At 40.0% G+C, this 4,175-nt stretch carries 4 protein-coding genes; all 4 read left to right on the top strand.

What is annotated here, in order from left to right; translation table 11 throughout:
- Positions 1 to 515 precede the first annotated feature (515 nt).
- The 4 genes from Q0418_RS00935 (at position 516) to Q0418_RS00920 (ending at position 4,141) form a co-directional block, all read left to right on the top strand.
- Positions 516 to 1,748 (top strand): HD-GYP domain-containing protein, encoded by a 1,233-nt coding sequence (locus Q0418_RS00935; RefSeq protein ID WP_298481667.1) that lies wholly within the window; start codon positions 516 to 518, stop codon positions 1,746 to 1,748.
- 621 nt (positions 1,749 to 2,369) lie between these two features.
- A complete protein-coding gene (locus Q0418_RS00930; RefSeq protein ID WP_298481666.1) occupies positions 2,370 to 2,684 on the top strand; it encodes a metalloregulator ArsR/SmtB family transcription factor in 315 nt (104 codons plus the stop codon).
- A 96-nt stretch (positions 2,685 to 2,780) separates the two neighbouring features.
- Positions 2,781 to 3,794, top strand: a complete 1,014-nt coding sequence (locus tag Q0418_RS00925) for a permease (protein WP_298481665.1) — start codon at positions 2,781 to 2,783, stop codon at positions 3,792 to 3,794.
- A gap of 11 nt (positions 3,795 to 3,805) precedes the next feature.
- On the top strand, positions 3,806 to 4,141 hold the full coding sequence (locus Q0418_RS00920; RefSeq protein ID WP_298481664.1) for a thioredoxin family protein: 336 nt from the start codon (positions 3,806 to 3,808) through the stop codon (positions 4,139 to 4,141).
- Positions 4,142 to 4,175: the final 34 nt, after the last annotated feature.

Here is a 4,175-nt window from a genome sequence, read left to right as displayed (position 1 = left end):
CTGTACATTCCTTTTGGCGGATTTCTGTATGTTTTATTATACTGCTTACAACGAACTACAGAACGAGAATGTCGATGGTATAATGTTGTTTACCTTAAAAAAGAGTTTTTAATCTGATTTGAAAAATGCTGTGCTACTTAACATCCCCATACGATATACTATGTAAAAGCGATCCAAAGTAGAGCATGAAGAATTCATCTACAACAATTTTTTAAAGATCTTGATAGCGAAAAACCACGCATCTGCGTGGTGTCGCACTTCCGAAATCTTGAAAATACGCAAAAAAAGATAGTCACGCATCGCCTCCACCAAACGTAAATGCGTAATCGCAAAGGTTACGAAATCCTCGAAAATACGTAAAACAACGTATTTTCGAGGCTATTTTTTTGTGGCTTCTTATGCTCGAAGAGTATATCATGACGCACAATTTTTTGTGCGGTGTTGCCATAAAAAATACTGCTATTGACAAAACTTTTCATTTATGGTAATATATATGCAGAAAGGAGTGCGTGAAAATGGGAACTGAAAAAATCAATTACGAGCATTGGCAAAAAATCATAGAAAAAGCCATCATCGGAATGTCCATCTGTCAGTTCTGTGTCGAGGTTGTCGTCAATACCCTTCTGTTTCTCACAGAGCAGCAGGGATATAACCAAAACACCATTGTCGGCAAACTGATTCGATATCAGCTTATGACAACACTATTCAATTTGGTTGTAATGACGATCTGCTTTTTTTCGTGTCATAAAATTAAAAGTGATGAAAAGAAAAAATATATACTCACGCTTTCCATGAGCCTGATCTGCCTGAATATTTCATTTTCTCATTATCAGTTTGCACCAACATTTTTAACTTTCACAATGCCTCTTATTTTTACAATTATGTACGAAGACAAGAAAATGTGCCGGAATGTCACTGCATTGAATATCGCCTTGCTGATGATTGCTGTTATTGCCAGGGGAACTGATTCGGAATATAATGTCAATATTGTTCCGGAAACAATTATTACTGTAGCAATTTTACTGATTCAAGCTCTTTTTTCCACATTTGTAATTGATATACTGTATACCAGAAGAAATGAACTGAATGATGCATTGGTTCAAGCTGAAAAAGCGAAATATATTGATGAACTCAATCTGAAAAACCAGGAATTAGAACGTCTTTCACAAGAAACTTTCGAAGCAATTGCAAAAGCGGTTGACGCGAATGACCCCTATACCGCAGGTCACTCAAAACGAGTTGCCAGATATGCGCAGGAACTTGCATTTCGCCTGGGCTTTTCAGCACAGGAAGCGGATGAAATTTATCATGCCGGTTTGATCCATGATGTGGGAAAACTGGGAATAGATAATGGTATTATTAATAAAAATGGAAAACTCACAGATGAAGAATATGCTGAAATCAAGCGTCATCCGTCTGTTGGATATGAAATCTTAAAGGGTATCTCCATAAAAGGCAAGTTTGCACAAGGCGCAAAATGTCACCATGAACGAATTGACGGCAAGGGATATCCAAATCATCTGAATGATAGCGAGATTCCATATCTTGCTAAAATAATCGCCGTTGCTGATGCTTATGACGCGATGACGAGTAAAAGACCATACCGTGACGTCCTGCCGCAAGAAGTTGTCAGGGAACAAATTGAAAGCGGAAAAGGTACGCAGTTTGATTCTGAAATTGCTGAAATTATGCTTGTTATGATTGATGAAGATGTTGATTACCAGATGAAACAGCAAAGCACGGTATAACAATGAAACGATGGATGAAATCCCTTGACAGCAGGTGATTTTATCAGAAGAACAGGTTATGAATAAATGCGCAAATGCCCTGTGTACGTTACACAGGGCATTTTAACGTAATTGCAAATTATAGGAAACACCGCACAAAGAGCGCCTGTTGACTTTGCACGTCATATGTAAGCAAGATGCGTGCCAAGCCCCATGGCGTGATTGAATCAGCATTTCTCCTTCCCAAAAGGTTTTGAAAGCCAACATCCGCAATATGGAGGATATGCAGATCATGATTGTGAATTTATGGAATTGTGCACACTGCTTTTTTTAAGGAGTGCTTTTTGTATAATTTTACATATTGACAATTTTCGATATGTGATGTATACTAATGCATAGATAAGTTTAAGGCAATATTGCACAAAGATTGTGCGTCAGATGTACTCTACGAGCATTTTTGTGAAATATGACGGAAAAAATGCAAGTATATGTCGTGCAAAGCCGACAGGCGTTCTTTGTGCGGTGTTGTCTTAATGTGATTCCCTGCAAAGGGAGCTTTACTGCGCAGGTAAAAGAGACTTTTCTGAAAGGCTTGGCAGATGCGGGACATAGCTATGAAATCAAACTGAAAGGAGGGATATCATGAAACTTGATTCCAAAAAAACTGCTGTTATTTTCAAAGCATTCTGCGATGAAAATCGCATAAAGATTTTGCAGTTATTGCAAAGCGGTGAAAAATGCGCCTGCATGCTGCTTGAAGAAATGAACATCACTCAGCCTACGCTTTCGCATCATATGAAAATCCTCTGCGACAGTGGCATTGTTGAGGGTCGCAAGGAAGGCAAGTGGATGCACTATTCTATTTCATCGGAAGGGACAGCGTACGCAAGAGAATGTTTTGACGCCCTGACAACAGTGAATAGTTCAAAGGAAAATCAGTCGTGTTGTGAAAAATAGTTTTAGCGGTTATTTTTACACACGGCTAAAATGCAATGTATAATATAGATGCATTTCTATATTTATATTTATAAATCACAGAAAGGAGCTGTCCCTATGGAAGCACTGAAAACCGGCTGGGATTTCTTTCAGAATGAAATTCTCGGCATGGCATGGCTGAACCGGTTCATTGGCACGATTCTGAATTCCCTTGGACTTGACACAAGCGAAAAAATCGGAGGAAGCATACATTTTTTCATTTATGACATGATTAAAATCATGGTATTGCTGGGTGTTCTGATTTTTATGATCTCGTATATCCAGAGCTACTTTCCTCCCGAACGCACAAAGAAAATTCTCGGCAGGTTTCATGGTATTGGTGCAAACTGTATTGCCGCACTGCTGGGTACTGTCACGCCATTCTGTTCCTGTTCCTCAATTCCTCTTTTTATCGGCTTTACAAGTGCGGGCTTGCCTCTTGGCGTGACATTTTCATTTCTGATTTCATCGCCTATGGTAGACCTGGGTTCACTTGTATTGCTTATGAGTATTTTCGGTTGGAAGGTCGCTGTAGTATACGTGATTGTCGGGCTTGTGATCGCAGTTGCAGGCGGTACACTTATCGAAAAGCTGCACCTTGAAGATCAGGTGGAGGATTTTATCCGAAACGGCAAAGCGATTGATGTTCCGCAGGAGGAACTGCATTTCAAAGACCGTGCAAAATACGCCATGGAACAAGTATGGGGAACAGCCAAAAAGGTATTCCCATACGTTCTGATAGGTGTTGGCATCGGAGCAGTCATTCACAATTGGATACCCGAAGAATTCATTGTAAAAATCCTCGGTGACAATAATCCGTTTGGTGTGATTCTTGCAACGATTGCAGGGATTCCCATGTATGCGGATATTTTCGGAACGATCCCCATTGCGGAGGCTTTACTTGCAAAAGGTGCGCTGCTTGGCGTTGTCCTTTCATTTATGATGGGCGTAACCACATTGTCCCTGCCTTCGATGATTATGCTGCGTAAGGCAGTAAAACCGAAGCTGCTGGGTATCTTCATTGCGATTTGTACGATGGGAATCATTGTTGTTGGCTATTTCTTTAATACGATTCAGTATTTTATTATTTAGGAGGACTTATGATGTCATTATTCGGATTTTTTAACAAAAAGAACACTTCAGAGCAAACGGTAAAACAGAAACAGACCACTACAATCAAAAGCATAAAGGTGCTGGGCGCAGGCTGTAAGTCCTGTCACCAGCAATATGAGAATGCGAAAGAAGCAGTGAAAGCGATGGGTTTGTCTGTGGAAGTGGAGTATATCACCGATATGGAAAAAGTGATGTCCTACGGTGTTATGCGTATGCCAGCTCTTGTCGTCAATGAAAAAGTTGTATCTATGGGAAAGGTATTGAAAGCTGCTGACGTTGTGAATCTGTTAAGAAAGTCAGGTGTATACCTTAATCCGCAGACTTGAAATCCTGCCACTTTTCAAAACCACAGAAATATGG

This window comes from uncultured Ruminococcus sp., assembly GCF_937915125.1.
Taxonomy (GTDB): Bacteria; Bacillota; Clostridia; order Oscillospirales; family Ruminococcaceae; genus Ruminococcus_C.
Note: the sequence above shows the minus strand (reverse complement) of the source record. Positions and strands in the feature narration are given on the sequence as shown.

Bases quoted from the DNA above. Each gene is read 5' to 3' on its own strand.
- Q0418_RS00920 (WP_298481664.1), top strand. From the start codon at position 3,806: ATGTCATTATTCGGATTTTTTAACAAAAAGAACACTTCAGAGCAAACG.
- Q0418_RS00930 (WP_298481666.1), top strand. From the start codon at position 2,370: ATGAAACTTGATTCCAAAAAAACTGCTGTTATTTTCAAAGCATTCTGC.
- Q0418_RS00935 (WP_298481667.1), top strand. From the start codon at position 516: ATGGGAACTGAAAAAATCAATTACGAGCATTGGCAAAAAATCATAGAA.
- Q0418_RS00925 (WP_298481665.1), top strand. From the start codon at position 2,781: ATGGAAGCACTGAAAACCGGCTGGGATTTCTTTCAGAATGAAATTCTC.